The sequence below is a fragment of the Mediterraneibacter hominis genome, assembly GCF_014287475.1.
GTDB lineage: Bacteria > Bacillota > Clostridia > Lachnospirales > Lachnospiraceae > Mediterraneibacter > Mediterraneibacter hominis.
The window spans coordinates 1,315,035-1,341,219 of record NZ_JACOPF010000001.1; the positions used below are offsets into that span (position 1 = coordinate 1,315,035).

A 26,185-nucleotide genomic window follows, 5' to 3' on the forward strand; every position below is an offset into this window, starting at 1 on the left:
AGGTAAAAAACTGTATGGGGTATCTAGACTGTTTTCATTTATCTTACAATCCTAACTTTGATCTTACAATTTCCAGACTTCTACGTTTTGTTTCGTCCACTGAAAAGCTTTTAACTATTTTATTCATTGTTTCTGCACTCCAATAAATTTTTAATCTTTTCTTTGCGCGTGTAATTGCTGTATAAAAAATCCCATGCGTTATTCTCTCCGAATTACTATTTGGAATAATTACCTTAACAGAATCATATTCCAGACCTTGCGCTTTATGAATGGAAACTGCATAAGCAAGCTGAAACGGAATCACTGACCTCATTCGGGCAAGTTCTTCATCCTGTGTAACATCATTGCTTTCATAATCATATATTGTAAGTTGTATACGGGTTGAATTTTCCAGGGCCTCAATAAATTCCAACTCTTCTCTCTTACACTCTATCTCTGTCAGATTCATATCTACGTCCACGGTAAATGTAATCTTATCTTGATATTTGAAAATATTTACAATACGTCCTTTCAAATTATTATGCAAAACAGGAAACCGTTTTGTCTCATTAAAAAGTATAGGATCTCCCGGCTTATAACTCCACTCTTTCCAAAATACCGCCTCTCCCTTTTTATTTGCGGTCTGAAAATAGTTATTCATATTATTCAGTCCAAATTTCCCATCATAATTAAGACAAAGTATAACTTCATCCTCTTCTTCTTTTTCTAATACGTTCTGTCCTATATTTTCCGAAAAAGGACCATCAATAACGAGTTTTTCTGTAATTAGAGAATCCCTCTTTCTTACCGCATCCCAGAGGCTAATCAACGCTTTGTCTTCTGTACGCCAGGTATTAAGTAACTCTATTTTAGCACCGGGCGTTTTAATCATATCTTTTGAATAAAAGAACCAATTACCAAAATCAATGGATTCAATCTGATAAATATCCCCAGCCAAAACCAAGAAAGTATCTGGTTCTAATTTCTTAAGAAACATCTCCATTATCCGATTATCAATTGTGCTGCATTCATCAATAAAAATAATATCATATTCCGAAAGAGTCACTTTTTTTGCAGAACTGTCAATACTTAAAAACTCACTTTCTGCTCCCGGATTCGTAATACGTCTTTTTAAATTTTGTAGTGCAGTATGCGTTTTTGTAAGAAATAATTTACGCTTTCCGCCTGCCAAGTTTGAAATATAGTTGATAAGCGTTGTCTTTCCAGTCCCTGCTGCTCCATAAATCAATAGAAGGCGAGAATTGACAAAAGCTTCTTCTACCGCCTGTATTTTCAACGGATCACCCGCATAGCCGATTCCTCCCTGGCTTATAAAACTTTTATTATACTGTTTTTGCCCTTTATTTCCATTTTGCGAAAGCTCGATAAGAATTTTCAAAATGTTAATTGTAGTTTTTTCATAATGTTCTATACCAACAAATCCTTTTTCTTGTTTTATCCTGTACCCTTGATCACATTCCCACGAATCCAGCTGCGCATTATAAGAATTGATTTCATCTGTTTGCGCAATTGATTCTGTTTCAAAGTATATTTCGCCTGTTTGTTTTATCGCATTTCTAAGCAGCAGATACGGGCGTACTACTTCCATTCTGTCGTATCCCGTTACTCTTGCAACGCGCCGGATGTGATTTTCTTCACTCGTTTTACTGCCTGCCAAATTAGATATAAACGGGTTCTTTTCAAACGGATAACACCTTGCCGACAAAGTAGGACAGTCGCGTAAACAATATGGTCTATATTTTGTAGGCAATACATTTTCTATTGTTTCTTCCCTCAGATTCAGCAGCAAATATCTAATTATATTCCGCCCCGGCCTGCATGATCCTTCTGAATAATCCTCCTTTAATTTCAGCAAAACCTCTTTAAACTCAGAAGTGTTTGTTTGTGCATATATCGAATCAATTAACGTGCGGAATTCAACTTCCTGCAAATCTATTAAATCAAGAAAATTGATACCCGTTCTTGTAAGAAATCGCATCAGTTCTGTATACTCACGGTAATTTGCACTCAGCCTCATTGAGAATTTAAGTATTTTAGCAAGTTTATTCAAACATGCTGGATCAATCGATACTTTCCAATTTGTAATAACTTTTATTTTGGAAGGTATGTTCCACAAGTTGATTTTTGCGTCTACATAGCTTATTTGAACAGCATAATTTGTCGAAAGATTTTCTTTTGTATAGGCGGTTATCCTATTATATTTCGTAGCGTAGACTCCTGCCAACTGTAAAGTAATCTCATAATACCTTTCTCTTCCAACAAAAAATGGTGTTTTTTTCTGTATATAAAATCTTGAGGATTCTACTACTCTGGGACTTTTATCAGCAGAATCAACCGCAGCAGCTATCAACTTATAATATTCATAATCCGTGCTGTCCATACAGAGAGGGAACTTCTCCAAGTTATGTAATATAGCTAACCCATTATTCTTCCAAAAAGATTGTCTAATCTGCCAGAGGAAATCATAATATTTAAGCATCAGACGTTCCGACTGCCCCTCCCCAGGAATTCTATATCCGATATATTCCAATGCTTTATAAAACATCCCGAGATATTTTGTTTCTATATTTAACAAGGAACGTTCCCATGCCAAGCGGATACTTGCCTCTTTGTATCCCATATTTAATGTATTGAGTAAAAGCGCAGCCACGCTTATATCCTTTAAACGCGTCAGCATTCTTCTTGATACATCATCTCGGGTTTCATCATAGATTTCCATTCTTTCAATACATTCTGTAATCTGTCTGTCACACTCTTTTATAATGTCAAGAATATCCTCTTTTGAGTAATTACTATCATCCAGGTGCGCCGCGAAAGAATGATGATTTTTAATATCTGCAAGTTTAGCACAGAACTCATCAACGCTTTCATCTAAATTCTTTATCTCCTCATCCGCAGTAAAACAAATCGTAACACTGTCCTTACTAAAATCAATTGAATGAAGAAAATCTGCAGACATGTATTTCCAGAATACCCTTTCGTTGCCTCGTTCGTCAGGGTTAATTACGACAAATAGAATTCCGGGATCATAGGTACCTCTACAACATATAAATGCTGGAAAGGAAAGACTTTTTAGTGAATATTTGATTTCTCCATCTTTTTCACTGTACTTATGGGTTCCTTTAATCTGAACAAAAAAATTCTGTTCCGGTCTCCTTGAAACACGGGGATTCGAGACAAACTCAAGTGTTCCATCTGTATTTGGCCATTTATCACCACACGAAAAATTTGTGTTTATTTTACCATTTGATCTCAAAAAGGTTTTCAAAACCGATACAGCCGCCTGATCTTCTGCAGATTGTTCCGAGTGTGTCTTAATGTGCCGTTCAATATTTTTTCTGTTTGTATTTAACATATTTATCCACGTCTCCTCTACTATATGTATTTCGCTTAACTCTTCTAATACGGCATCTGCCAATTATCTTATCAGCTGTTACCTTCTTTCAATAATCTGTGTTTCTTAGCACAGGAGAAATATCTGCTTCAAATCTCATTTAATAATGATAGTCTCTTTCATTCTTCCCCCTCTTCTGTCGGCAGCCATGCTTTTCCAAATTTTACATCCTTAAAGAGTGCCGCCAACCCAGTAATCTGTTTTAGTCTCAATATTTCATCTCGTTCCATTCCAAGATGTCTGGAAATCCATGCGTCGGAACGCCCCAGCTCATGCAGTTCTTTTACGATGTTGCTCATCAGATCTACATCATGGCTGCCGCGCGCTCTATTATGCCGTATCGTACTCGCCATTCTCTGCGCAAGAGGTTTGTCAATTACAGATACCGGAAGCATCCCCTTCTCTCTCTCATAAATATCCGGATACTCCAGCATGACCCGGTAGCGGTGGAAACCATCCACAAGAACATAGACGTCCTGTTCTTTCGCGTGATAACAGACCACCGGCATTGTATATCCATCCTCCTTGATACTTTCATACAGAAGCTTCATCTCTGGAGGAGCTACCTTGTTTGGATTGTATGTATTGGGTTTTATTTTCTCTACCGGCACAGCTATAATGTTATATACAGGACTTTTATACTCCATATTCTATCTCCTCAATGCTTCTGTATTTATTTCGTATAATATCTATACGCTTCTGCTGTTTTCTCGTCATTCCAAATCCCATAAACCGACAGATATGATCATTTTTCAGAATACAATAACACATTCTTTTCCAGCTTGGTATATCCTTTGTAGATTTTATATCGTCCGTATGATCTGGTATCTTTCCGACAAATACAATACGCGATTTGTGATTCAAAGTATAATTAGATACTCCGTTTCTGCGGATCTGGTATCCATGTTCCTCCAATTCCCGAATCACTTCTTCATCCAGCCCTCCTCCTGTTTCATGCCAGAACTTAATAGAAGCGCTGAATTTTTTTATATAATTGTTCCGCAGACGAGTAGGAAGTGTATCTAGCAGAAACTGTGTATAGCTCTTCCATGTATGTCCCTCCGGCAGTGTAATGCTCCGGTAAGCCATTGCTTTTGTCTTTCCATATATAGATGCGAAATTTGCTCCTTGTACTCTTCCGACCAGCTTTGTCCATATCTCAGGATCTATCACCCGATACATATTCAGCGCATCCTTTGAGTAATCATTAAACGGCGATGCCACTCTCATCTGCGACACCTTCAATCCGGCCTTGTAGTACAGATCATACAGGGCATTATAGTCATATCCAAACAAATAGTTCGCATGCCAGACATCCCTTAATGACCAGTCATACAGAGGGGAAGCGCACCAGACATCTTTGAACTGCTTGCTGATCCAGCACTCTCCTTTATATCCGTATTTCTTATTCAAAAAACCGCTGTATCTCTGCAGGGATTCGTCCGCCCTCATTCCCAGCAGACATACCGTCTTTTTGTTTCCATGAGAAAGTCTGTACCATCTTCCGAACTGTTTTGCGAGATCCTCCTGATGCATTCTATATCTGTAGGTTATCATAGGGTTATGCTCCAGATGAATGACATATTCTTTCTTCGGCATATCTCTCACCCAGATGTCTTTCTTAGTGTCATCCCATGGATACCAGTACATTTCATAACTGCTCAATGCTGTTCTTGTCGCCATAGGCAGACAGACCCAGTAAGGTTCCACCTCCTCCTTAATTCTCTCGAAGGTTCTTTCTATATATTCTGTTGTAACTGTATATTGTGCCTCAAAGTCCTGATGAAACACTCCTAGCTTCTTCTGAGGATAATATTTCTTCTGATAATCTAAGACAAGATTTAATAAAAGTCCGCTGTCCTTTCCTCCCGAAAAAGAGACATAGATATTGTCGAAATCTTCAAAAATTAATTTCAGTCTGTCCTGCAAAGCCTCATACACGTTCTTCTGCAAATATTCACGTATCAATACTGCCTTCCTCCTGTCTGTATGCCCCCCACCTGACAGATATAAAACCTGACATATGATTGGAAATTTCTTCCAACACCATATTTTTTAATTATAGCGTCTTCTAAGCATATCGTCAATAAACGTTATATCTGTAAAAACAGTTTTTGTAACAGAAAAAAAGTGCAAAGCTGATTCAGCCCTGCACTTAAATCTTTCTATTTTCCTATTCTTTTCCGTCAAAGCAGTAAGTACACAATTTACATGGAGACAGCCCGATGGAGGCAATCAGATCATCCAATCTGTGATAGCGCAGTGTTGTAAAATTCTGACGGCACCTTACCTCCTCTACCATTTCGTCATATTTCTGACTGCATGGATCTGCATATTCCTCTAGTATTTCCGGTGTTACCTTCTCTTCCCTTTCCTTAATAATCCGCCTTGTAATCAAATCCAGCTCTGACTTAGAACGTGAGAAATTCAAGTATTTACAGCCATACAATAACGGTGGACATGCAGGACGAACGTGCACTTCCTTAGCTCCACTCTGGTAGAGAAATTCCGTTGTCTCGCGCAGTTGTGTTCCTCTTACAATAGAATCATCGATTAAAAGCAGTTTCTTATTCTTAATTAAAGCCTGCACCGGTATTAATTTCATACGCGCAATCAGCTCACGCTGGCTCTGGTTGGTCGGCATAAAGGATCGCGGCCATGTCGGCGTGTACTTGATAAAAGGTCTTGCATATGGGATTCCGGATTCATTGGCATACCCAATCGCATGGGCAATTCCCGAATCCGGCACACCTGCGACAATATCCGGCGAAACACTTCCTTTATCCCTCTTTGCCAGCATACTCCCGCATTTATACCGCATTTCTTCTACATTAATTCCTTCATATGCAGATGTAGGATATCCATAATATACCCACAGGAAAGAACAGATTTTCATCTCTTCTCCTGCAGCACCGACCGTCTCCGCTCCATCCGGCGTTATATAGACAATTTCTGCCGGCCCCAGTTCTTTATAATCCAGATATCCAAGATTAATATATGCAAAATTTTCAAAGGAAACACAGTAACCATCTTCTTTTTTCCCAATAACTACCGGCGTCCTGCCATACTTGTCACGCGCCGCATACAATCCGTTTTCCGTCATCAGTAAAATTGTCATGGAACCGTCGACCAGGCTCTGGACATACCGGATCCCATTTACAATACTGTCTGCCTTACAGATCAAAGAAGCAATCAATTCTGTAGCATTGATTTTTCCTCCACTCATCTCCTGGAAATGGGAATGTCCATCCTTATACACCATCTTAAGAAGTTCTTCCTGGTTATTAATTTTTCCCACCGTTGTGATCGCAAAGCTTCCCAGATGAGACTGGATCAGAAGTGGCTGCGGCTCATAGTCAGAAATACAGCCAATTCCTAGATACCCTTTTAATTCATCTACATCTTTTTCAAATTTTGTACGAAACGGCGAGTTTTCAATATTATGAATCGCTCTTTGGAACCCTTCTTCTCCATATAAAGCCATTCCCCCTCTTCTTGTACCAAGATGAGAATGATAATCTACTCCGTAAAACAATTCCAACGTACAGTTCTTTTTTGAAGCAACACCAAAAAATCCGCCCATAACCGTAATCTCTCCTTTACTTGATAAAAATATCAATCGCCTTGTTCAGCTTTTCTACACTTTCCATGTCCCCATGCTCAATCGCATCTACAATACAGTGTTCCAAATGTTCTTTTAAAATCTCTTTTCCTGTATTATTGACTGCCGCTTTCACTGCTGCAAGCTGTATCAGCACCTCGCTGCAGTCTTTTCCATTCTCTACCATCCGCTTGATGGATTCCAAATGTCCTATGGAGCGGGAAAGACGGTTTATAATCGCCTTCTCATACCCCTCTGAATGTACATGTGTATGTCTTTCCTCCATCTTTCACCTTCTCCTCTTTCATTATCACTCTTCTATCCAACTGTTTCTTCTTAATGCAGCAAAGACCAGTACCCTTGTACGAAAATAAATAACACAATAAGGGGCAGGATAAAAGAAACATAAATGCGCGCCCATTTAGGAAATTTCACCCCTGCACCGCTGTCTGCCTCGGTCAGAAAATTTTTCCATCCCCATCCATATCTGCTTGTACAAAATAAAACATATACGAGACTTCCCAGAGGAAGCAAATTGTTGCTTACAATAAAGTCTTCAAAGTCCAGTATTGTCTTACCCTCTCCTAAAGGTGACACTCCACTCAACACATTATAACCAAGTACACAGGGCATTGACAAGACAAAAATTACAACCATATTCACAAGTACCGCTTTCTTTCTGCTGCAGCCGGTCAAATCCATAGCAAACGAAATAATATTTTCAAACACCGCTATAATCGTAGATGCCGCTGCAAAAAACATGCACAAAAAGAAGATACTTCCCCATATTCTTCCGCCCGCCATAGAGTTAAAAATATTGGGAAGCGTTATAAAAATCAGATTCGGTCCACTGTCTGGATTCACCCCAAATGCAAAGCTTGCCGGAAAAATAATAAGTCCCGCAATCAATGCTACACATGTATCTAACACTGTTACGCAGACCGCCTCTCCTGTAAGGCTGCGGCTTCTATCAATATAACTGCCGAAAATCGCAATCGCACCGATTCCAAGACTCAGTGTAAAGAAAGATTGTCCCATTGCGGCAAATACTACCTCCATGATCCCATTTTCCTTCACTTTTCCAAAGTCTGGGAACAGGTAAAATTCCAGCCCTGCGCCTGCACCTTCGAGCGTAATGGAACGAACCGCAAGGATAATCATCAGGACGAGCAAAAGCAGCATCATTCCTTTTGTAATTTTTTCCACACCTTTTTGCAGCCCCATACAGCAGATTCCAAAGCAGAGTGCAACGACTAAAATCATAAATACAGTCATAGTTACAGGCTGCGCTTTCATTTCGTCAAAAACCATCTCAACTTCGCTTACATTCAGCCCTGCAAACTGCCCCGACGCCATCTTAATCAGATACAAAATCATCCATCCGCCGATTGTGGTATAAAACATCATCAACAGGTAGTTTCCTGCCATTCCAAAATATTTATACCAATGCCACTTTGTACCCGCTGGTTCCAGCTTGTTAAATGCAAGGGCGATACTGGACTGTCCCGCACGTCCCACCGAAAATTCCATTACCATAATAGGCAGCCCCAGAATCAGCAGAAAGAACAGATAAATCAGCACAAACGCCGCGCCGCCATACTGTCCCGTAATGTAAGGAAAACGCCAGACATTCCCCAGCCCGATTGCACATCCTGCTGAAATCAATATAAATCCCAGCCGTGACCCAAATTTTTCTCTTTTCATCGCTTTTCTCCCTCTCTTATGTATACATTCAAAATTCCTTACCGATAAACTCATTTCAAAACACTTTTTTATCTTATGACAGACTTTTCCCTCTGTCAAGCGAATCATGTGCTATTCGCTGTCCATATCAGACGCGTGCTACCGGCATGCAGCACCTCTTGCTGGACTTGCCGCGCAAAAAAAGATAAGGCAGGCGTCAAACCTGCTCTTATCTTTCTCTCTGCTTTTACTGCAAAATCAATATATACTTTGAATGTCCGTATAGTCCAGCCCAAAGCTAAGCGCTACATTCTCATACGTTATCTTTCCGGCATAGGTATTCACAGCAGAATAAAGAACTGGATATTTTCTGCATGCTTCCTCCAACCCGTTTCCTGCGATAAGCAGCCCATACCTTAATGTCGCATTTGTCAATGCAATGGTTGAGGTGCGCGGCACTGCTCCCGGCATATTTCCTACGCAGTAATGTACTACATTGTCCACTACATAGATCGGATCGTCATGGTAGGTCACCTTCGTTGTCTCACAGCAGCCGCCCTGATCCACAGCTACATCCACAATCACGCTGCCGGGCTTCATATGTTTTAAGTAAGCTTTCTTCATCAGCTTAGGAGCTGCCTTTCCAGGGATCAATACCGCCCCGATCACCAGATCTGCCTTTGAGACTGCCTCTTCTATCATTGCGTCTGTGCTCATTAATGTCTGGATTCTGGCGCCGAAAATATCATCCAGGTAGGCAAGACGGGCGAGGTTTACATCCAGCATGGTTACATTCGCTCCCATGCCGACCGCGATCTTACACGCATTTGTTCCTACCGATCCGGCCCCTATGATGACTACCTCTGCCTTTGGTGTTCCCGGAACGCCCGCCAAAAGCACGCCTTCTCCTCCAAATGGTTTCTCCAGATACTTTGCGCCTTCCTGGACGCTTAACCGTCCCGCAATCTGACTCATGGGCGCGAGCAGCGGCAGGCTGCCGTTTTCCTCCAGTGTCTCATACGCAACGCCCTTAACGCCGCTTGTGAGCATTGCATCCAGCAGAGCGCGATCCGCGGCAAGGTGCAGATACGTATACAAAATCAAATCTTTATGAAAATATGCATACTCCTCTTTTAACGGCTCTTTTACCTTTACTATCATTTCGGAAATATCCCACACTTCTTTTGCCGTATCCAGTATTTTTGCCCCTGCTTTTACATATTCCTCTGTAGAAAATCCAGAACCGACTCCCGCGTCTTTTTCTATATATACCTCATGTCCTGCATGGATATAATCTTTTACGTTACCGGGTGTCAATCCCACCCGATATTCCTGCTTCTTAATTTCTCTGACACATCCTACGCGCATGTATTCCCTCCTACTGAATCCATTGTTCTTCGTCAGAATATGGGATAATCGGCAGATAAATATACGAGTCATGTACCGCATCCACATGTATCTGATATTCAATATCCTCGCTGTTTGGAAGCTGTACCATCCAATGATACGGATTTGCGTCATAATTCTTGATCTCAACCTCAATCCGGTGTCCCTTCTTAAACACATTGGACGTATTCATCACTTCAATCGTATACTCATTGATTTCCCCCGGCGTTACCGGAACTTTTCTTGTATGATCGTTGTTAAATTCCCATGGCTTTAATTCTTTCTTTTCCAGTCCCCTGTGAGAAGCGCGTAAGTTTCCGGTCACCAGGTTTAAAGGTCTGCCTTCGCCTTCCGGCGGAACATCATTGAGCATAATAGTAAAATTCGCGTCCGTCTTATCGATCGCACATTTCAAATGCATGACAATCGGGCCGGTTACTTCCACATCTTCTGTGAGCACAGGTGTTCTAAATACGACATTCGGAACTGCATATGTCTCATTGGAGCCGTCTTTGTACGGGCTCTTATGCTGAAGAATTGTAGGAGGCACGTGTTCGTCCTTTTCTTTTTCTGTAGAAAGAAGCCCGCCGTCCCGCAGATAATATTTCGTCCAGTTGGTACGCGCAAGCGGCCATTCCTTCTCGTAACGGAATTTATTAATTCCCCGTACAAGAAGCTTCATAGGCGGTTCATCCATGATTCCTGTGTCAATTCCCTTGAGCCAATAGTCATACCAGCGCAGATATTCCGGCGTCATAATCCTATGCGGCAGGTGTAAGGCGTCATGTTCTTCCGGCGCCGCCAATTTACGTGGAACTGACATGTCTCCATGAGTAAACAGGAAAAATGGCCCCTGTGAAAATCTCCCCAGCTCATAGTATTCTGAAATCAGATACATAGGCACTTTAATATCCTCTGGATGGCTTTGAATCGAACGTTCTCTCCAGAAGTCACTGTCATCATCATGTAAAAGAATATCAAAGAAATACGTCTGATTCCGCGGCGGGAAGCAGCTCAAAATTCCTGAGTAGAGCGCGCTGTGATTGATATCCGGATCGGCAAGGCGTTTTTGAATACGTGTCTTTAACTCCTCTGTCGTATAGGTTCTCTCTGCCGTGGACATCGAATTGACATCCGGACAGAAATCTGTATACATAAAGGAACGGTTTACAAACACACCGCCCGGATAGTTGTGATGGTACATATTATCCACCACCTCTACCATCATAATCGCCTTTAGGTGCGGCGGCTGCAAAGCTGCCACTACCGGCTGTAAAATAGAGAAATAAGAAATCCCTATCATACCGATATTTCCGTTACAGTAAGGAAGCTGTGCAGTCCATTCAATCACATCATAGCAGTCCTCCTGTTCCTGCCGTCCATACAGGCCGTCCCATGCCCCCTCTGATTTTCCGATTCCTCTGGGATCTGGAACAACAACAATATAGCCATGCCGCACATACTCATAAATATCTCCCGCCTCAATCGTATGGTCAAACAGCACTGTCTTAAACTGCATAGAAGTACGTTCCAGTGTCTGGATAGATTTTCCGTATGCAGAAAACGCAACCAAACCTGGAAATTTCACCTCTTCCTCTGTATCCGGACGATAGATGTCTACTGCTAATCGGGTGCCGTCCCGTACTTCCATTATTACGTCCTCTTCCTTTTTTACTTCATATTTTCTGGGCGTCATCTTCTCTATACCGTCCATATACCGGTTATCCCAATATGCCGGTTTTTTCTCGAGACCTACAATATCTAATTTGTCTTTCATTTCCATCACAAACACCCCTCCTTTATTCAATCCAGTCTTTTTTGCCTTTTGCAACCGGCAGCTCGATCCAGGACGCCGCATCCTGCCCCAGATGAATCTCAAAATTTACTTCCTTTGCCAGTGGGTGAGGCCCTGCCACACGTCCTGATGTATAGAGCCGCGGCAGGCTTGCCATCTCGTTGAAATCAAAATATTGCTGATCCATCGTCTTGAATTCTACTTCCACACAGTGTCCGGCCTTATACATATTATCGATCGGCGCCATTTCGAATATATATTCATATACTTTTCCCGGTATTACCTGTTCTTCCTGTGTATGATCGTGTTTTGGCCTGTGCGGTGTACTTGTATTCTCGTCTATTTTTCTATGTGAGCACTTCAAATACCCACAGGAAAGTAATGTACGGTACCCTGTTTTGCTGTCTTTATCCCATAGCTTCAAAGCCAGATGTGCGTCCTCTATATCGATCGCAGCATACAGACAACCTGTCACAGGTCCCGCCATTTCTGTGTCTTCTGTAAACGGTTCGGAAGTATACGTAAGTGCGGGTACTTCCTCCGGCATCTGTGATACCTGCGTAGGCGGTATGTGCCGGATCGTATCCACACCGTCCGCCTCTGCCTTATTTGTATCCAGGCTGTTGTTTTTCTTTAAATAAAATTTCTGGTACTCTGTCGCCTTTGCGGGCCATTGGGTGTCGTAACGGTATTTCTCTTCTCCCATAACCCGCGTCTTAATCGGCGGCTCTTCCATGAGTCCTGTGTCAATGCCTTTCAGCCAGTAATCATACCAGCGAAGCTCTTCCGGAACCGGATTGTCATACGGGGACGTTTTCTTTGTCGCCGGATCGATCATCAGAAGCTTCTTCGGTACATCTGTATCCAGCTTATTGAAAATATCATAAGCAGACACCGTAGAGGCCCCATACTCATAAAAGATACCTACGATATAAACCGGAATCCTCACTTTCCTGTCTCCAAAGCTCCTTCTGTCCCACCACTCGCTTTTGTATGGATGAAGCATAATGTCAATATTCCATGTATAATGGCGCGGTGGAAAACTGTCCAACCCGCGGTAATAATAAGAGTTCGTCGCGATCTCTGGCTGTCTCCTTGCCGCGGCAAGCATTTCTTTTAACTTCTCCGGAGAATTTTCCATTTCCGCCTCTGAAACGGTATTGGTATGCGGAATATAACTGCACAGAGGATAATTAATATCGCTTAAAATTCCTCCCGGATAACAGTCCATATACATATCGTCTATGACATCTACCGGCATGATTGCCTTCAAATATGGAGGTTCCATTGCTGCGACAAGCGGCTGTATTTTTCCCGCATAACCGCACCCGATCATACCTACATTTCCATCAGAGAGATAATGTCCTGCCCAGCGGATCACCTCTACGCAGTCTGTCTGATCCTGCCGGCTTAACACCCCTGTCCATATTCCTTCTGAATTTCCAATCCCTCTCGGGTTTACTACAACCACAATATAACCGCGCTGTGCAAAGTAATCAATTCCCGCGATTTCTATCCCTTGTTCGTACATAAACTTTCCCAGCCCAATGGGGTCTCTTCTTCTGCCTGTCTCCTGCGCCGTCTTTCCAAAGGGTGAGAATCCTATAAGTACCGGATGGCGTTCTGTATCGTCCGGTCTGTATACATCACAGTAGAGTCTTACATCATCTTTCATCACAATCGGTCTGTCTTTTTCTATCCTCACTTCATAAACCGGTCTGGAAAGTTTGTCCGCCTGCTCTTTTGCCTTTTTATCCCAATAGCAGACATCTTTCAATTCTTTCATAATTGTGGATTACCTCCTTTAACTTTTCTGGGTTCATTATACAGCCTCCCCTTCGGGGGAAAGTCAATCTTTATTTTTTAGAAGTCCATACAGATTCTCCGCCGTTTGCCACACGTCTGCAAAGCTGGTGAACAACGGAGAAAAAGCAATTCTGACCTGGTTTGACGCGTCTGGTCTTTTTTCACTTTTTATTTTTTTCTCTGCGGCTTCCTTTAATTCTTTTGTTATATGAGAACCGCTGTCCAAAAATTCTGTCATCTCCTCCGACGCGATATGCGCGATTGTGACATGCCCGCCTCTGCGTTTCGCTTCTTCTGGAGTAATAATCTGTGCTCCCAGCGGCATAAGCTTTTCTTTTACAAGCTCCATAAAAAATCCTGTCATTTCCAGTGATTTTCTGCGTATCTTATCTATCCCCGCTTCCTGTATCATCTCGAGGGCCCCCTCCAGAGGAGCTATATTGAGGATCATAGGAGAGCCATGCTGCCATCCCCCTGCCCCTGTTTCAGGCTCAAATTCCGGCAGCTTTTTAAACTGGAGCGATTTCTTATATCCATGCCAGCCGGGCATAGCCGGATATACACTGAAATTTGATTCATGTATAAACAGAGTTGCCGGACATCCCAGCCCTCCATTTAAATATTTATAATTGCACCATACTGCAAAATCCACCTTCCAGTCGTGCAGTTTATGGGGCACTACTCCCGCCGAATGACTTAGATCAAATCCAATCGGGATACCTCTTTTATGTGCTTCCTCTGTAAGATACTCCATATCCAGAAGCTGCCCTGTCGAATGTATGACAGAGCCTAAGAATACCAGAGCAACCTCCGGTGTCATTGCCTCCACAATTTTCTCTTCATCCAGCAACAGCTCCTCTCCGCCTCCCAATATCAGCTCTGCCTCTGGATCCATTCCCTTTAACCGAATCTGCCCGTCTACCGCATATTTATCAGAAGAAAAAATCTGTCTGTCGCACAAGATTTTTGTCCGCTTTCCCTGCGGCCTGTAAAAAGAAGCCAGCACACAGTGGATATTCGTCGTAGTCGTTCCATTAATGATCAGTTCCTTGTCCACTGCCCCTACCAAGTCTCGTTCCATGTCCGCAATGCGCTCTGGATAGTAAAACCATGGGATTTTTCCGCTAAACCATCCTGCGACAAGCTGCTCTTTCCATTCAGAGGCAACCCTTAAAAGGGTTGCCTCTGAACGTCGGGACATGGGCCCCAGCCCATTTGCTTCATAATATAAATAGGATGGCAGATAGAATTCTTCCTTATACCTTGCAAGAACATCTTTTTTATCCAGTTCTCTTGCATATTCCAATGTCAGCTTTTTTTCCATACTATTTTTTCATATCCTTTCTTTATTCCCCGTCTTCCTCTGTCTCATAGCTGATTTCCACCTTCACTTTTCCAGATTTATAACGAACCACCATGAAAACAAATGTCAGTACCAGCAGAATGATGTTGCCGATAATAATTTCCGGTGTATTGTCTTCAATCAGCAGCCAATTCTGGAAAATTAACAATGCCCCGCAGAAGTAACAGATTGCCTTCAACGCACCTTTTGGAATCTTAAACGTAGATTTCTCCCATGCCTCCGGCAGAATCTTCGGCAAGCGTGCGGTAGCAACCACAACAAGGAAAGTAGTAACATTCATCAGAATCATGGACATATTCGCGATACGTTCAATATCCAGACCACTGATAACCGGAATCAGGCCCACAATATAGAATAAAATCAGCAGTAAATGCGGAGTACCATACTTTTTATTGATTACGCCCAGCTTCTTCGGGAACCAGCCATCTACACTCGCCTGCAGTACCGGCTTTGTCACCCAGCCAAATGTAGCGTTCAGCGTGGTGGACAAAGCAAGAAGCGCGCCGCCGGTTACGAAAAATACGTACAGTGGCCCCGGAAGGAATTCTTTTGCCGCTACCGCGAGAGACTGATACATCACTTCTTCTACCGGAAGAACACCTGCCGCCACAAAACCGATGATTGTGTACAGCGCAGTTACAACCAGTGTTGACAATACAATCGCAAATGGCAGGTCTTTCGTAGGATTCTTACACTCACCTGAAAAGTTGACCAGATTTCCTCCGCCTGTTGTCGCAAAGGAAGTGAAAATCGCCGCCATGCAGAAGCCTTTCCATCCGCCTGCAAACAATGGCGGCTCTGGATTTGTAAAATATCCTGGTTCGATATTAAATAGGCCCACCGCTGCAAACACACCTAACGCAACTGCCAGAACAATCACCATGACATTCTGTACGATCGCCGCATCCTTTACTCCAAACAGATTGATTACAAAAAATAAAGTCAGCGCAGCCACAGCCAGAGGAACTCGCGGAATTCCCGGGACAAGCGCCAGCAGATAGTCTGCCAGCGATAACGCATACATACCGATAGAAATATTTCCGACTATGTAGATAATGATATAAAAACCGGAAAATTTCTCTCCCAGCAAAAGGCTTGCCATTGTATACTGACCTCCGCGTAAACGTACCGCGCTTCCCGCAAAGATACTCGGTATTGTTACAGCCAGTGAAAACAACGCCCCGAATAAAAATGCAAAAATAACGGAACGCCCTGTATATCCGATTGCAACTCCGGTCAGAGAAAAGACACCAGAGCCGATAATCTGTCCGATCCCCATGGAAATCAGTTCTTTCTTCCCTAACACCCGCCGCAGCTGCTTTGTGGTATATTCTTCACTTGCATTTGTCGTATTACCCATAAATTACCCTCCTTATTACTCACATTCTTCTAGGATTTTTCCACCATCGCAATCGCACGCACCGGTGAGCCGTCTGCCTCTAGAATTTTCAAAGGAAGGAAGGAATAAAAGGCTTCTTCTTTCGGCAGAGCCTCCAGATTACAGAGATATTCCACAATCAGAGTCTCGTTTCCAAGCAACATATGGTGCGCTTCATTTCTCACATTTTCTCTGTCCATATTCTCCAGTATTTCTTCAAATGTAGGATTCTCCACTCTCTGTGCGGTGGAAAATCCAAACGCGGCGTCCGCCGAGCTTCCGTCTGTCCCTACAATCCGAATCCCCAGATCCACAAGTGCTTTGGCTGCTTCCTCTGTCAAATAAGGATGTTTAAAGAAATCCCACGTACCGTAATATTTCTCCCAGCCGGTATTTAAAATTGCGAACGCAACCTTTTTAAGAGGTTCGGCATATGCCATAATATCTTCTTTTGTGATGGCGTATTTCTCTCCTTTATCTCTGAAATCCAGCACAATTCCCTTTCCCAGAAAATATTCCACCGGAAAATCATTTAGTGTTTTTCCTTCTCTGTAATAATGATGTGGAGCATCGATATGAGTAGCTGTATGGGTACCCATCTTCATAAATTTTACGTTTACCCCTTCTTTTTCTGTCGTTGTATAATTTTCTACCACCGGAACCCTGTCGCACGGGCAGACCTGTGTGCTATTGTTAATTTCTCTTGTCAAGTCAATATATTTCACAAAAAACATCTCCCTTCACTTCAATATCGCTCGCTTCATCATTTCACATTCTTTATTTTCTGAATTGGTATCTGGATTTCTGTTACAAATTCTTCTGGATTACTTGTCATAAAGTCATCCATATGAAACTCCTCCCGAATGTTTCCCGTAATTTCATAATGATTTTCTTCTATCCATGTCAGAATCGCTTCATAAGAATTGATGACGCTTTCATGTTCCCCCGTATGCAGTAAGTAGGCCACCTGGTCAAGAGCGTCTACCTCTTTGCACCGGATTCTTTCGTTTCCTTTGAAATCCGTCAATACTCTTTTCTGGATTTCCACCTGAATATCGTCGCCTTTAAATACAGAATCATAGTAAATCGTGTACCTCTCTGTCCCTGTCTTTATCCTGGACTGATTTAAAAACTCTAAAAGCTCACTCCACAAAGAATCCTGCGTAGAATAAGCGCTGATCGTCGCTTCAAGACTTGCTACCTTCATCTTTCCGATTTTCTTCGTTCCTACATTCAGCCCGGAGATTTCTATTTTTCCTTCTCCGTCCAGCTTCTTTTTCAAGAGTGCAATCATCTGTTTTTTCTGGTTCAATTCCTGAATCTGTCTGTCCAGCTCCATCTGTTTTAAATCGAGAACCCCCTTTAATACTGTGTTATCCTTTTCCTCCTCTCTCTGCATCAGATATGCAATCTCTTTCAGGGATAAGCCCATTTCCTTTAATAGAAATATCTCGTTTAGTACTGGAATCTGGGAGGATGTATAATAACGATATCCTGTCATCTGATCCACATACTGAGGTTTCAGCAACCCTAATTCGTCGTAATACCGAAGTGTCTTTCCTGAGATTTTATAGATTCCTGCTAATTGACCAATACGAAACATATGTACCTCCTTTTTTGTATTCCCCAGCTATGTTTTCTCTTAAGTGAAATTCTACAGTTTGCCGTAAGGGCAAGGTCAATATTTTTCTACTCTTTTTTAATTCCTATTTATTTTTCTGATATTTTATGTTTATTGTTTATTTTTTCACAATTTTTCTTATAATAAATTCTTTTAAAGCTTCAATAATCACTGGATATAACAACGACATTTCTCATTCGATACGTGTATTTTGGGGAAATTTATGAAAATGGGTTTTCAAAAAAATTCTTGGATAGTCTTATACTCCTAAAAATGAGGTTGACATATGTACGAAATCGGACAAGGAGATGAATATATATGCACTATTTAAGCGCGGCAGAATATACGCATTTATCCGGAGAAATTAATTCTCTCTACCATGAAATAGCGGTTAGAATGGGACTTTCAGATAGTGTTTTGAATATTTTATATGTCATTTGTGAAAAAGGAGATAAATGTCTTCAAAGTGAAATAAGCAAACTGACTGGTATCAGCCGCCAGACAATCAATTCCGCGATCCAAAATTTGAAAAAAACGGAATCGTGTGCCTGGAACAAGGACATGGACGAAATACCATTGTTTGTTTAACTGAAAAGGGACAAAAAATTTCAGAAGAAAAGATTCGTCCCATATTTGAAATTGAAAATAGAATCTGGAATGAATGGACAGATGAAGAACAGAAGCAATATCTAGCGCTTACACAGAAATATCGTGATGCACTGCAAAAACATATGCGTCTTTTTTTCACTCCAACTCTGTCCTTAAAGGAGTAGTTATGAATCGAGAAAACAAAAGAAAACAATTTGAAAAAGGATATTATAAAACGCATAGCTGTAAAGATAGCTTTACCTGTAAAGTATGCGGCAGACTTGTAGTATCTGCAGGAGCCGGAAGCGGTCATAGGAATCACTGCCCGAACTGCCTGAGCAGCTTACATTTAGATATTGAACCCGGCGATAGAGAAGCTGATTGTGGAGGAATTATGGAGCCGGTAGGCGTATGGGTACGAAAGACAGGAGAATGGGCAATTATTCATCGTTGCCGGAGGTGTGGACATCTAAGCTCTAATCGCGTTGCCGCTGATGATAACCCTATGAAACTAATGTCTATCGCTATGAAGCCATTATCACAGCCGCCATTTCCTTTAGAACGCATTGAGGAAATGACTGCACTTATGGGTGGTGATGGGTGTTTATATATGAAGTAAAAAATAAGGGAGACACACTGTTTGTGCAATCTCCCTTACTTTTTTAATCTCCTATTCCTTTATATCTGTATTAACTCATATTCTCTGCTGCCTAAGCCAATTTTCTGCGCATGTGCAAGACAGGTCTGCCATTCACTCTCCGGAGTCGTATTCGTGAAATGGTCGTGATGGTCGCACAGACTATGATCGTGCAGATGTTCATCTAAGAGACTTCCAGGCATAGGGCTCTGTGCATTACATGCATCCGCACACGCCTGGTCAAGCGCAACAGGATCAAAGCTTGCGAACATTCCTATATCCGGCAAAATCGGGACGTCATTTTCCGGGTGGCAATCACAATATGGGGAAACATCCATTACCAGATTAATGTGAAAGCTGTCCCTTCCATTTACAACTGCTTTGGAGTATTCTGCCATCTTCATATTCAGCTCTTTAACGGCAGAGGCATTCTCATTGTAAATCGCGTCGAAGTTGCATACCCCCAGACATCTTCCGCACCCTACACATAGATTGTGATCAATCAATGCTTTCTTTTCCGGGAAAGAAATTGCGCCCTGCGCACAATTTTTTGAACAGACTTGGCACCCTACACAGCTTTCTGTATGTACAGAGGGCTTTCCGCTGTTGTGTTGTTCCATTTTTCCTGCACGGCTTCCACAGCCCATGCCGATATTTTTCAGACAGCCGCCAAACCCAGTCAGTTCATGTCCTTTGAAGTGACTAAGGCTGATAAACACATCTGCATCCATAATCGCCTTTCCTATCTTCGCTTCTTTTACCATCTCTGCCCCTTCTACCGAAACATACACCTCGTCCGTCCCTTTTAGCCCGTCTCCGATAAGAATGTGACACCCGGTAGACAGTATATTAAATCCATTCTCGTAGGCAGCGCTTAGATGCTCCAGCGCATCCTTTCTTCTTCCTACATACAAGGTATTACAGTCTGTAAGGAAGGGGCGGCCTCCCAGTTCTTTTATTACGTCCGCCACCGCTTTTGCATAATTAGGGCGTAAAAAGGACAGATTTCCCGGCTCTCCAAAATGAATTTTAATAGCCACCATCTTTTTTTCAAAATCGATCTCCCCGATCCCCGCCTTTTTTATCAACTTTTGAAGCTTCTGTGGAAGACTTGTCCCCGGAAGGGCACGCAAATCTGTAAAATATACTTTTGATTTTTCCATGTTGTTTCCTCTTTTCTTTATATCTTTCTGTAGCCTGTGGTATTGACCACGGCTGCCAGATTATTAAACTCATCTTTTACTTCTATCCGGTAATAGCTTGTGGTTTTTCCATTCTTAACACAGAATGCCTCTGCTGTAAGGCGATTTCCCTTCGCCGTTCCCAGATAAGCAATGTCAGAATGTAAAGAGACCGTCCCGATTTCCTGCCAATTCGCCGCCACCGCAAATGCAAAATCTGCCAATGTAAAATAGACTCCTCCCATCACTGCCCCCATCGCATTCCTGTGGCGTTCTTGTACCTCCAAAGTACATTTTGCATAGTGGTCGTCCACCTCCGCTATTACAGCTCCGTTTTCCGTAGCAAAACGGTCCTTTGCAAATAATTCTATGATTTCTTCTGATGGTTTCAAATCTTTTCTCCTCCTTTCTCAAAAAAAACTGTTGAAATTCATAAAAAAAAGCGATATAATAACAAAGTCGCATGGCGATAAGCTGGAATAGCTCAGTAGGTAGAGCACTTCACTCGTAATGAAGGGGTCGTCGGTTCAAGTCCGATTTCCAGCTTTTTTTTATTGTATAGGAACCTTCGTTCCCTATACAATAAAACCTTCCGGTATACGAAACTTTATTCTCTGCACATATGCACAGACATCTGCGGATAGGGTATTTTGACCCCTTCTTTATCAAACGTCAGTTTTATCTCTTCTAACAGACGCCACCGCACTGCCCAGTATTCTTCTGTTTTTACCCACGCACGCACACCGAGAACAACGCTGCTTTCTCCAAGAGAATCTACAAAGACTCTTTTATCCTCGTCTTGAATAATCGCCGGATCCGTTAACAGCATTTCTTCCAGAATCCTTTTTGCCTTCTTTAAATCTGCCTCATACGCAATGCCTATCTTTAAATCTAACTGCCTTTCCGGACGTGCTGTCACATTCGTCAGGCTCTGATTAGACAGTGTTCCATTTGGAATGATAACCGTCTTATTATCCACTGTCGTCATCTTCGTATAAAAAATCTGGATTTCTTTTACTGTGCCTTCTATCTCTTCCTTGTTCACAATAATATAATCTCCCACGACAAACGGCTTTAACAGCAGTATTAAAACGCCTCCCGCAAAATTCGAAAGACTTCCCTGCAGCGCCAGGCCGACCGCAACGCCAGCAGATGCAATAATTGCGGCTACAGACGAGGATTCTACCCCAAATTTCGTCGCAATAGAGAAGATTAAAAGTGCATACAGACCAAACTTCAAAAGGGAATCTACAAACTGCATTACTCCCGTATCTGCATTTGCTCTCTGCATAGAATGTTTTACAAATTTTCGGATTCCGCGGATAACTGCCCTTCCGATAAAAAAGAATACAAGCGCCAGCAGCACCTTGATCCCAAAAGCTACTAAACCAGGTATATTCTCCTGAAAAAATTTTACAAACTGATTGACCTCCTGCGTCGCCTCCACCGCGACGTCTCCTGCTGACTCCAGCACATCCTGGGCGGACTGTTCTGTGACCGGAGCAGCAGTAAACAGAGATTGTATCATTCCAGCTCCTCCTCTCTTTTCAATGCCAGGAATGCGCACAGATTTCCTCTGCGCTCTCCCATTTCTCTGTGAGAATATAAAATGCTGCTGTTACAGCGCGTACATACATTTGTCACTGCCATATGTTCCTCTGTAATTCCTGCCTCTTTCAAAATGAGCTCATTTGCCTTCCAGAGGTTCAGTTGATATTTTCCATTTTCTTTTCTGTAAAATATCTCTTTCCATGTACTCTCCTGAAAATTTTCCTGAAACTGCTCTGCCACATCTTGGCTCACCTCATAGCAGTCCTGACAGATCGAAGGCCCGACTGCTGCCAGAATATCCTTCGGATCACTTCCGTATTCCTTCTGCATTTTCTCGACTGTTTTCTGTCCGATTTTCCCTACAGTCCCTCTCCAGCCGGAATGACTTAAGCCAACTGCCCTTTTTACCGGATCTACAAAATATAACGGAACGCAATCCGCATAAAACGTTACCAGACAGACACCTGGAACATTTGTCACGAGACCATCTACATCTATATAATCTCTCGGTCTTAAAATTCCCATTCCACGTTCCTTTTCTGTAACCACATGTACATTCACTGTATGTGTCTGTTGGGAAAATACCATATCTTCACATTTTACGCCAATCGCCCGCCCTATTCTCAAGAAATTTTCTTTTACCTTACACGCATCATCTCCCCTGGTAAAGCTTAAATTCAACGATGTAAAGCAGCCTTCACTTACGCCTCCCAGCCGCGTAGAAAAACCATGCCGGACAATCCCCGTACTGCGAAACAACGGATATTCCAAATAAGGAGTATCCGTTTCTATCTCATCAAAAATATGCTGTTTATTTTTATACTGTAATCCCAATCCCATAGTCACTGCTCCTTTTTTAGCTTCCTGTCTCCTTTAATATCCTTCAAACGCATTCCGGATATGCTGCAGCTTATCTCCCTGAATTCCAATCACATCAAACCGACAGGGCACTTCCGTAAGCCCTGCTTTCATCATATAATGCATTGCACTTAAAAACAGCCTCCTCTGCTTTCGACTGTCCACTGCTTCTAACGGAGTTCCCTTCCTTGTATCCGTCCGGTATTTCACCTCGCAAAATACAAGGGTTTCCTCCTCACGCGCAACAATGTCGATTTCTCCGAGGGCACACCGATAATTATACTCTAAAATTTTCAGTCCTTCCTGCTCTAAATACCTCCCTGCCCTCTTCTCATATTCTCTTCCTTTTCTTACATTGTCCCTTGCCATGAATTTCCCATGCACCTGTACCCAGAAAACACCACATTTTCTCTTTTGTACCTGTTCGGTTACGAATCTTTTACAAAGTGTCCGATAAAAGAGCGACGATGAATAGGGCAAGGCCCTGTCTTTTTTAACGCCTCGATATGCTCCTTCGATCCATATCCTTTATTCTGCGCAAATCCATATCCTGGATATGTCTGGTCATATTCCTCCATCATATGATCTCTTGTCACCTTCGCCACAATACTCGCTGCAGCAATCGAAACACTTTTTGCATCCCCTTTTACAATCGCAACTTGCGGAATGTTCACCCTGGGAATCGTCACCGCGTCATTGAGCAAAAGCTGCGGTGTCACTTTCAGGCTTTGGATTGCCTTACGCATCGCCTCATAGGTCGCCTGCAGAATGTTGATTTCATCAATTCTGTCTGGAGAAACGACTCCAATTCCTACGGCGTCTGCTTTTTCCACAATTTCTGTATACAATTCTTCTCGCTTTTTTGCGGATAATTTTTTGGAATCATTGATCCAGAGGATCTCGCAGTCTTTTGGAAGGATCACAGCTCCGGCAACTACCGGCCCCGCAAGAGGGCCCCTTCCCACCTCATCAATCCCGCAAATATACGCAAATCTTTCATATTCTCTTTCAAATATTCGCATCTGCTCTAAGCGTTCTCTCTCAGCGGCAAGCTTCTCCTGCTCTTTTTGATACCTTGCAATCAATTTTCTCACACCGCTTCTTGTATCATCTCTATACAGTTCATACAGAGAAGGGAGCATTTCTTCCTCTGCCTGTTCAAATTCCGCCTTGATTTCTCCTATGCTTTTACTCATGCTTGATCACCCCGAATTTATCAAACGGCCAGATACGGATCCATGCTCTTCCTAATAAATCCTTTCTGTGCACTGCTCCGACACTTGGATCGCGACTGTCCTGGCTGTGGTTTCTGTTATCCCCGAGGACAAAATATTCGTCTTCTCCTAAAGTAACCGGCTCTTCCGCAATCCCCGGATTTAGCATTTCTTCATTTCCATAGTGCTCATCTAGCACTTCCCCGTTGATATAAACCTTTCCGCCTCCTACCTGCACCGTCTCACCTGGAAGCCCGATAATTCTTTTTATATAATAGGTATCCTCCTCATACTGGTACGGAAATACTACAATATCATATCTCTTCGGATCGCGGAACCGGTAGGATATCTTGTCTACAATCAACTGATCTCCGTCGGAAAGTGTCGTCTCCATAGAAGAACCACTCACCCGCGTTCTCACGCCTACAAACGTGATAATCAGGTATGTAAGTCCGACAATCACCAGAATATATACAACCCATCCTAATAATTCTCTGATAATACTCTTCTCGTGCTCCATTTCCTACCTTCTTTCTGCTGTCTGTCTCTATCTTAGTGATTATTGGAAGGGAATTCAAGTGTTATTTTTCCGAGACGCCCGTTTCGGAAATCATCCAATATCAGCCCTGCCGCCTTTTCTGTGTCTAATTCGTTCCCCTGCAGGAGACAATGTCTTTGCTTCGCCACTGCCTTGAGACATGTGTACGCATCTTCTGTCTCCAATATCTCATATTTCTCTGCAAGTATCCCCGCATAATATTGCTTCAAAAATGTAAGAAGCTTACATGCCAGCTCTTCTATCTGCAAAATCTCATCCTTCATAGAACCGATAAAGGCAAGGTTGAGCCCCACGTTCTGGTCTTCAAATTTCGGCCAGAGAATCCCCGGCGTGTCCAGCAGCTCTACATTTTTATTTAAACGTATCCACTGCTTTCCTTTCGTAACTCCCGGCTTATTTCCTGTCTTCGCACATGCCTTTCCTGCCAAAGAATTAATAAAAGTAGATTTTCCGACATTTGGAATCCCCACGACCATCGCCCGCACCGGACGGTTCAGGATCCCCCTCTTTCTGTCTCTTTCTATCTTTTCTTTACATGCCTTTTGAATAACACCTTGAATAGACTTTATCCCCGTCCCCTTTTTCGAGTTGACCTTTACAACTACATATCCCTTATCTTTGAAATATTCTGTCCACGCCTCATTGTACTTTTCCTGTGCCAAATCTGCTTTATTTAATACAATCAGGCGCGCTTTATTCCTTCCCAGCTCGTCGATATCAGGGTTCCTGCTGCTTACCGGAATCCTGGCATCCACCAGCTCAATTACAAGGTCGATTAGTTTTATATTTTCCTGCATCATCCTTTTTGCCTTGGTCATATGTCCAGGGTACCATTGAAAATGCATGTTATTTCCTCCTCTAATCCTTTACAAATCCAAAGTTCGAGCCAAAACTTGCTACAAACCAGACTTTTCCATATATCTCTTCTCTTTTTACATTCCCGATATCCGCCATACGGCTGTCATCACTTCCCGCCTGGTTGTCTCCCATCACAAAATACTCTCCTTTTTCAAGCTGTACCGGCTCTTCGGCCACACCGGCATACTCTATATCTGCAGCATACAGCTCCCCTTTCAGCTTCTCGTCATTGATATAGACAGCCCCGTCTTTAATCTGGACACTCTCTCCCGGAAGCCCCACAATCCGCTTAATCGAGTAATGTACATTTTCGTTCCCGCCGGGCCGAAATGCAATCACATCTCCTCTTCCTGGCTTTACCGCATCATACACAAGCCGGTTTACAAGAACTACATCCCCGTTATTTAAAGAAGGCTTCATGGAATCCCCTGCATTGCTGACCCTCTGTCCAAAAAACCAGACGAGCGCTGCGGCAAGTACACATACCAGCAGAATTTCTAATCCCCAGGCAAGTATATGCCCACGCTCATATTGACCGGACATCTTACGCCTTGCTGACGGCCGTGCAGACTTTATGCTGTTCTCAAAACGCAGACCTTTCTTCTTTTCAGAATTTAATGTTCTGCGCCTTCTTTTCCTTTTTTTGCGAAACTTTAAATCCTGCATTGTTCTCCCTCTTGTGGAATGACTCTATCTGATATAACAAAAGGGA

The 26,185-nt window shown here is 42.6% G+C and carries 24 protein-coding genes and 1 tRNA gene; 3 read left to right on the forward strand and 22 right to left on the reverse strand.

The features are described 5' to 3' along the window. Nucleotides 1-43: 43 nt before the first annotated feature. From H8S37_RS06370 to H8S37_RS06430, 13 genes are all read right to left on the reverse strand, one after another. Nucleotides 44-3,355 carry an ATP-dependent DNA helicase gene (locus H8S37_RS06370; RefSeq protein ID WP_186875162.1) on the reverse strand — a complete coding sequence of 1,104 codons (3,312 nt, stop codon included), beginning with the start codon at nt 3,353-3,355 and terminating at the stop codon, nt 44-46. A gap of 158 nt (nt 3,356-3,513) precedes the next feature. Further along, a complete protein-coding gene (locus tag H8S37_RS06375) occupies nt 3,514-4,041 on the reverse strand; it encodes an IbrB-like domain-containing protein (RefSeq protein ID WP_186875163.1) in 528 nt (175 codons plus the stop codon). Further along, complete coding sequence (locus H8S37_RS06380; protein ID WP_186875164.1) at nt 4,031-5,362, reverse strand: phosphoadenosine phosphosulfate reductase; 1,332 nt, start codon at nt 5,360-5,362, stop codon at nt 4,031-4,033. The genes H8S37_RS06375 and H8S37_RS06380 overlap by 11 nt, the downstream gene beginning before the upstream one ends. Nucleotides 5,363-5,567: 205 nt before the next feature. Then, on the reverse strand, nt 5,568-6,977 hold the full coding sequence (locus tag H8S37_RS06385) for an amidophosphoribosyltransferase (RefSeq protein ID WP_186875165.1): 1,410 nt from the start codon (nt 6,975-6,977) through the stop codon (nt 5,568-5,570). A gap of 16 nt (nt 6,978-6,993) precedes the next feature. Next, nucleotides 6,994-7,281: a metal-sensing transcriptional repressor gene (locus tag H8S37_RS06390; RefSeq protein ID WP_186875166.1), complete on the reverse strand. Its 288-nt coding sequence runs from the start codon at nt 7,279-7,281 to the stop codon at nt 6,994-6,996. A 50-nt stretch (nt 7,282-7,331) separates the two neighbouring features. Beyond that, complete coding sequence (locus H8S37_RS06395; protein ID WP_186875167.1) at nt 7,332-8,699, reverse strand: sodium-dependent transporter; 1,368 nt, start codon at nt 8,697-8,699, stop codon at nt 7,332-7,334. A gap of 237 nt (nt 8,700-8,936) precedes the next feature. Then, complete coding sequence (ald, locus tag H8S37_RS06400) at nt 8,937-10,046, reverse strand: alanine dehydrogenase (protein WP_186875168.1); 1,110 nt, start codon at nt 10,044-10,046, stop codon at nt 8,937-8,939. Between the two features lie 10 nt (nt 10,047-10,056). After that, the gene (locus H8S37_RS06405) at nt 10,057-11,847 is read right to left on the reverse strand and encodes a CocE/NonD family hydrolase (protein WP_243207145.1); all 1,791 of its coding nucleotides are present in this window, start codon (nt 11,845-11,847) and stop codon (nt 10,057-10,059) included. Nucleotides 11,848-11,863: 16 nt separating this feature from the next. Continuing rightward, a complete protein-coding gene (locus H8S37_RS06410; protein WP_186875170.1) occupies nt 11,864-13,645 on the reverse strand; it encodes a CocE/NonD family hydrolase in 1,782 nt (593 codons plus the stop codon). A 63-nt stretch (nt 13,646-13,708) separates the two neighbouring features. After that, a complete protein-coding gene (kynU, locus tag H8S37_RS06415; RefSeq protein WP_186875171.1) occupies nt 13,709-14,989 on the reverse strand; it encodes a kynureninase in 1,281 nt (426 codons plus the stop codon). A gap of 22 nt (nt 14,990-15,011) precedes the next feature. Beyond that, nucleotides 15,012-16,388: an APC family permease gene (locus tag H8S37_RS06420; RefSeq protein WP_186875172.1), complete on the reverse strand. Its 1,377-nt coding sequence runs from the start codon at nt 16,386-16,388 to the stop codon at nt 15,012-15,014. A gap of 29 nt (nt 16,389-16,417) precedes the next feature. After that, complete coding sequence (locus tag H8S37_RS06425; RefSeq protein WP_186875173.1) at nt 16,418-17,131, reverse strand: cyclase family protein; 714 nt, start codon at nt 17,129-17,131, stop codon at nt 16,418-16,420. A 38-nt stretch (nt 17,132-17,169) separates the two neighbouring features. Next, nucleotides 17,170-18,009, reverse strand: a complete 840-nt coding sequence (locus H8S37_RS06430) for a MerR family transcriptional regulator (protein WP_186875174.1) — start codon at nt 18,007-18,009, stop codon at nt 17,170-17,172. 336 nt (nt 18,010-18,345) lie between these two features. Here H8S37_RS06430 and H8S37_RS17245 point away from each other — a divergent pair, with 336 nt between their 5' ends. Together H8S37_RS17245 and H8S37_RS06440 are read left to right on the forward strand one after the other, a co-directional pair. Beyond that, the gene (locus H8S37_RS17245) at nt 18,346-18,615 is read left to right on the forward strand and encodes a MarR family transcriptional regulator (protein ID WP_243207076.1); all 270 of its coding nucleotides are present in this window, start codon (nt 18,346-18,348) and stop codon (nt 18,613-18,615) included. Nucleotides 18,616-18,802: 187 nt separating this feature from the next. After that, a complete protein-coding gene (locus tag H8S37_RS06440; RefSeq protein WP_186875175.1) occupies nt 18,803-19,234 on the forward strand; it encodes an RNHCP domain-containing protein in 432 nt (143 codons plus the stop codon). A gap of 59 nt (nt 19,235-19,293) precedes the next feature. Here the strand turns inward: H8S37_RS06440 and H8S37_RS06445 are convergent, their stop codons facing one another. Together H8S37_RS06445 and H8S37_RS06450 are read right to left on the reverse strand one after the other, a co-directional pair. Then, nucleotides 19,294-20,415, reverse strand: coding sequence for a DUF362 domain-containing protein (locus tag H8S37_RS06445; protein WP_186875176.1), 1,122 nt, complete (start codon nt 20,413-20,415; stop codon nt 19,294-19,296). 17 nt (nt 20,416-20,432) lie between these two features. Then, nucleotides 20,433-20,825 carry a PaaI family thioesterase gene (locus tag H8S37_RS06450; protein ID WP_186875177.1) on the reverse strand — a complete coding sequence of 131 codons (393 nt, stop codon included), beginning with the start codon at nt 20,823-20,825 and terminating at the stop codon, nt 20,433-20,435. 81 nt (nt 20,826-20,906) lie between these two features. Between H8S37_RS06450 and H8S37_RS06455 the strand changes: the two genes are divergently transcribed. Next, nucleotides 20,907-20,979 (forward strand) — tRNA-Thr (locus tag H8S37_RS06455). A gap of 61 nt (nt 20,980-21,040) precedes the next feature. On the opposite strand, the gene H8S37_RS06460 is transcribed toward H8S37_RS06455, so the two are convergent. From H8S37_RS06460 to lepB (H8S37_RS06490), 7 genes are read right to left on the reverse strand one after another with little or no spacing between them, the layout of a single operon-like run. Beyond that, nucleotides 21,041-21,961, reverse strand: coding sequence for a mechanosensitive ion channel family protein (locus H8S37_RS06460; RefSeq protein ID WP_186875178.1), 921 nt, complete (start codon nt 21,959-21,961; stop codon nt 21,041-21,043). Beyond that, the gene (pgeF, locus tag H8S37_RS06465; protein ID WP_186875179.1) at nt 21,958-22,824 is read right to left on the reverse strand and encodes a peptidoglycan editing factor PgeF; all 867 of its coding nucleotides are present in this window, start codon (nt 22,822-22,824) and stop codon (nt 21,958-21,960) included. Before pgeF ends, H8S37_RS06460 begins: the two co-directional genes overlap by 4 nt. A 33-nt stretch (nt 22,825-22,857) precedes the next feature. Next, nucleotides 22,858-23,211: a YraN family protein gene (locus H8S37_RS06470; protein WP_186875180.1), complete on the reverse strand. Its 354-nt coding sequence runs from the start codon at nt 23,209-23,211 to the stop codon at nt 22,858-22,860. Between the two features lie 59 nt (nt 23,212-23,270). Further along, nucleotides 23,271-24,038, reverse strand: a complete 768-nt coding sequence (locus tag H8S37_RS06475; protein ID WP_186875181.1) for a ribonuclease HII — start codon at nt 24,036-24,038, stop codon at nt 23,271-23,273. Continuing rightward, nucleotides 24,031-24,576 (reverse strand): signal peptidase I, encoded by a 546-nt coding sequence (lepB, locus tag H8S37_RS06480; RefSeq protein ID WP_186875182.1) that lies wholly within the window; start codon nt 24,574-24,576, stop codon nt 24,031-24,033. The genes H8S37_RS06475 and lepB (H8S37_RS06480) overlap by 8 nt, the downstream gene beginning before the upstream one ends. A gap of 32 nt (nt 24,577-24,608) precedes the next feature. Continuing rightward, nucleotides 24,609-25,460, reverse strand: a complete 852-nt coding sequence (gene ylqF, locus H8S37_RS06485; protein ID WP_186875183.1) for a ribosome biogenesis GTPase YlqF — start codon at nt 25,458-25,460, stop codon at nt 24,609-24,611. A 13-nt stretch (nt 25,461-25,473) separates the two neighbouring features. Further along, nucleotides 25,474-26,139: a signal peptidase I gene (lepB, locus tag H8S37_RS06490; RefSeq protein ID WP_186875184.1), complete on the reverse strand. Its 666-nt coding sequence runs from the start codon at nt 26,137-26,139 to the stop codon at nt 25,474-25,476. Between the last annotated feature and the right edge of the window lie 46 nt (nt 26,140-26,185).

What these genes read in the sequence shown, in the direction of transcription:
- H8S37_RS06370 (WP_186875162.1), bottom strand. Translation starts at nt 3,355, where the DNA reads ATGTTAAATACAAACAGAAAAAATATTGAACGGCACATTAAGACACAC.
- H8S37_RS06375 (WP_186875163.1), bottom strand. Translation starts at nt 4,041, where the DNA reads ATGGAGTATAAAAGTCCTGTATATAACATTATAGCTGTGCCGGTAGAG.
- H8S37_RS06385 (WP_186875165.1), bottom strand. Translation starts at nt 6,977, where the DNA reads ATGGGCGGATTTTTTGGTGTTGCTTCAAAAAAGAACTGTACGTTGGAA.
- H8S37_RS06390 (WP_186875166.1), bottom strand. Translation starts at nt 7,281, where the DNA reads ATGGAGGAAAGACATACACATGTACATTCAGAGGGGTATGAGAAGGCG.
- H8S37_RS06395 (WP_186875167.1), bottom strand. Translation starts at nt 8,699, where the DNA reads ATGAAAAGAGAAAAATTTGGGTCACGGCTGGGATTTATATTGATTTCA.
- ald (WP_186875168.1), bottom strand. Translation starts at nt 10,046, where the DNA reads ATGCGCGTAGGATGTGTCAGAGAAATTAAGAAGCAGGAATATCGGGTG.
- H8S37_RS06405 (WP_243207145.1), bottom strand. Translation starts at nt 11,847, where the DNA reads ATGGAAATGAAAGACAAATTAGATATTGTAGGTCTCGAGAAAAAACCG.
- H8S37_RS06410 (WP_186875170.1), bottom strand. Translation starts at nt 13,645, where the DNA reads ATGAAAGAATTGAAAGATGTCTGCTATTGGGATAAAAAGGCAAAAGAG.
- kynU (WP_186875171.1), bottom strand. Translation starts at nt 14,989, where the DNA reads ATGGAAAAAAAGCTGACATTGGAATATGCAAGAGAACTGGATAAAAAA.
- H8S37_RS06420 (WP_186875172.1), bottom strand. Translation starts at nt 16,388, where the DNA reads ATGGGTAATACGACAAATGCAAGTGAAGAATATACCACAAAGCAGCTG.
- H8S37_RS06430 (WP_186875174.1), bottom strand. Translation starts at nt 18,009, where the DNA reads ATGTTTCGTATTGGTCAATTAGCAGGAATCTATAAAATCTCAGGAAAG.
- H8S37_RS17245 (WP_243207076.1), top strand. Translation starts at nt 18,346, where the DNA reads ATGCACTATTTAAGCGCGGCAGAATATACGCATTTATCCGGAGAAATT.
- H8S37_RS06440 (WP_186875175.1), top strand. Translation starts at nt 18,803, where the DNA reads ATGAATCGAGAAAACAAAAGAAAACAATTTGAAAAAGGATATTATAAA.
- H8S37_RS06445 (WP_186875176.1), bottom strand. Translation starts at nt 20,415, where the DNA reads ATGGAAAAATCAAAAGTATATTTTACAGATTTGCGTGCCCTTCCGGGG.
- H8S37_RS06460 (WP_186875178.1), bottom strand. Translation starts at nt 21,961, where the DNA reads ATGATACAATCTCTGTTTACTGCTGCTCCGGTCACAGAACAGTCCGCC.
- pgeF (WP_186875179.1), bottom strand. Translation starts at nt 22,824, where the DNA reads ATGGGATTGGGATTACAGTATAAAAATAAACAGCATATTTTTGATGAG.
- H8S37_RS06470 (WP_186875180.1), bottom strand. Translation starts at nt 23,211, where the DNA reads ATGGCAAGGGACAATGTAAGAAAAGGAAGAGAATATGAGAAGAGGGCA.
- H8S37_RS06475 (WP_186875181.1), bottom strand. Translation starts at nt 24,038, where the DNA reads ATGAGTAAAAGCATAGGAGAAATCAAGGCGGAATTTGAACAGGCAGAG.
- lepB (WP_186875182.1), bottom strand. Translation starts at nt 24,576, where the DNA reads ATGGAGCACGAGAAGAGTATTATCAGAGAATTATTAGGATGGGTTGTA.
- ylqF (WP_186875183.1), bottom strand. Translation starts at nt 25,460, where the DNA reads ATGCATTTTCAATGGTACCCTGGACATATGACCAAGGCAAAAAGGATG.
- lepB (WP_186875184.1), bottom strand. Translation starts at nt 26,139, where the DNA reads ATGCAGGATTTAAAGTTTCGCAAAAAAAGGAAAAGAAGGCGCAGAACA.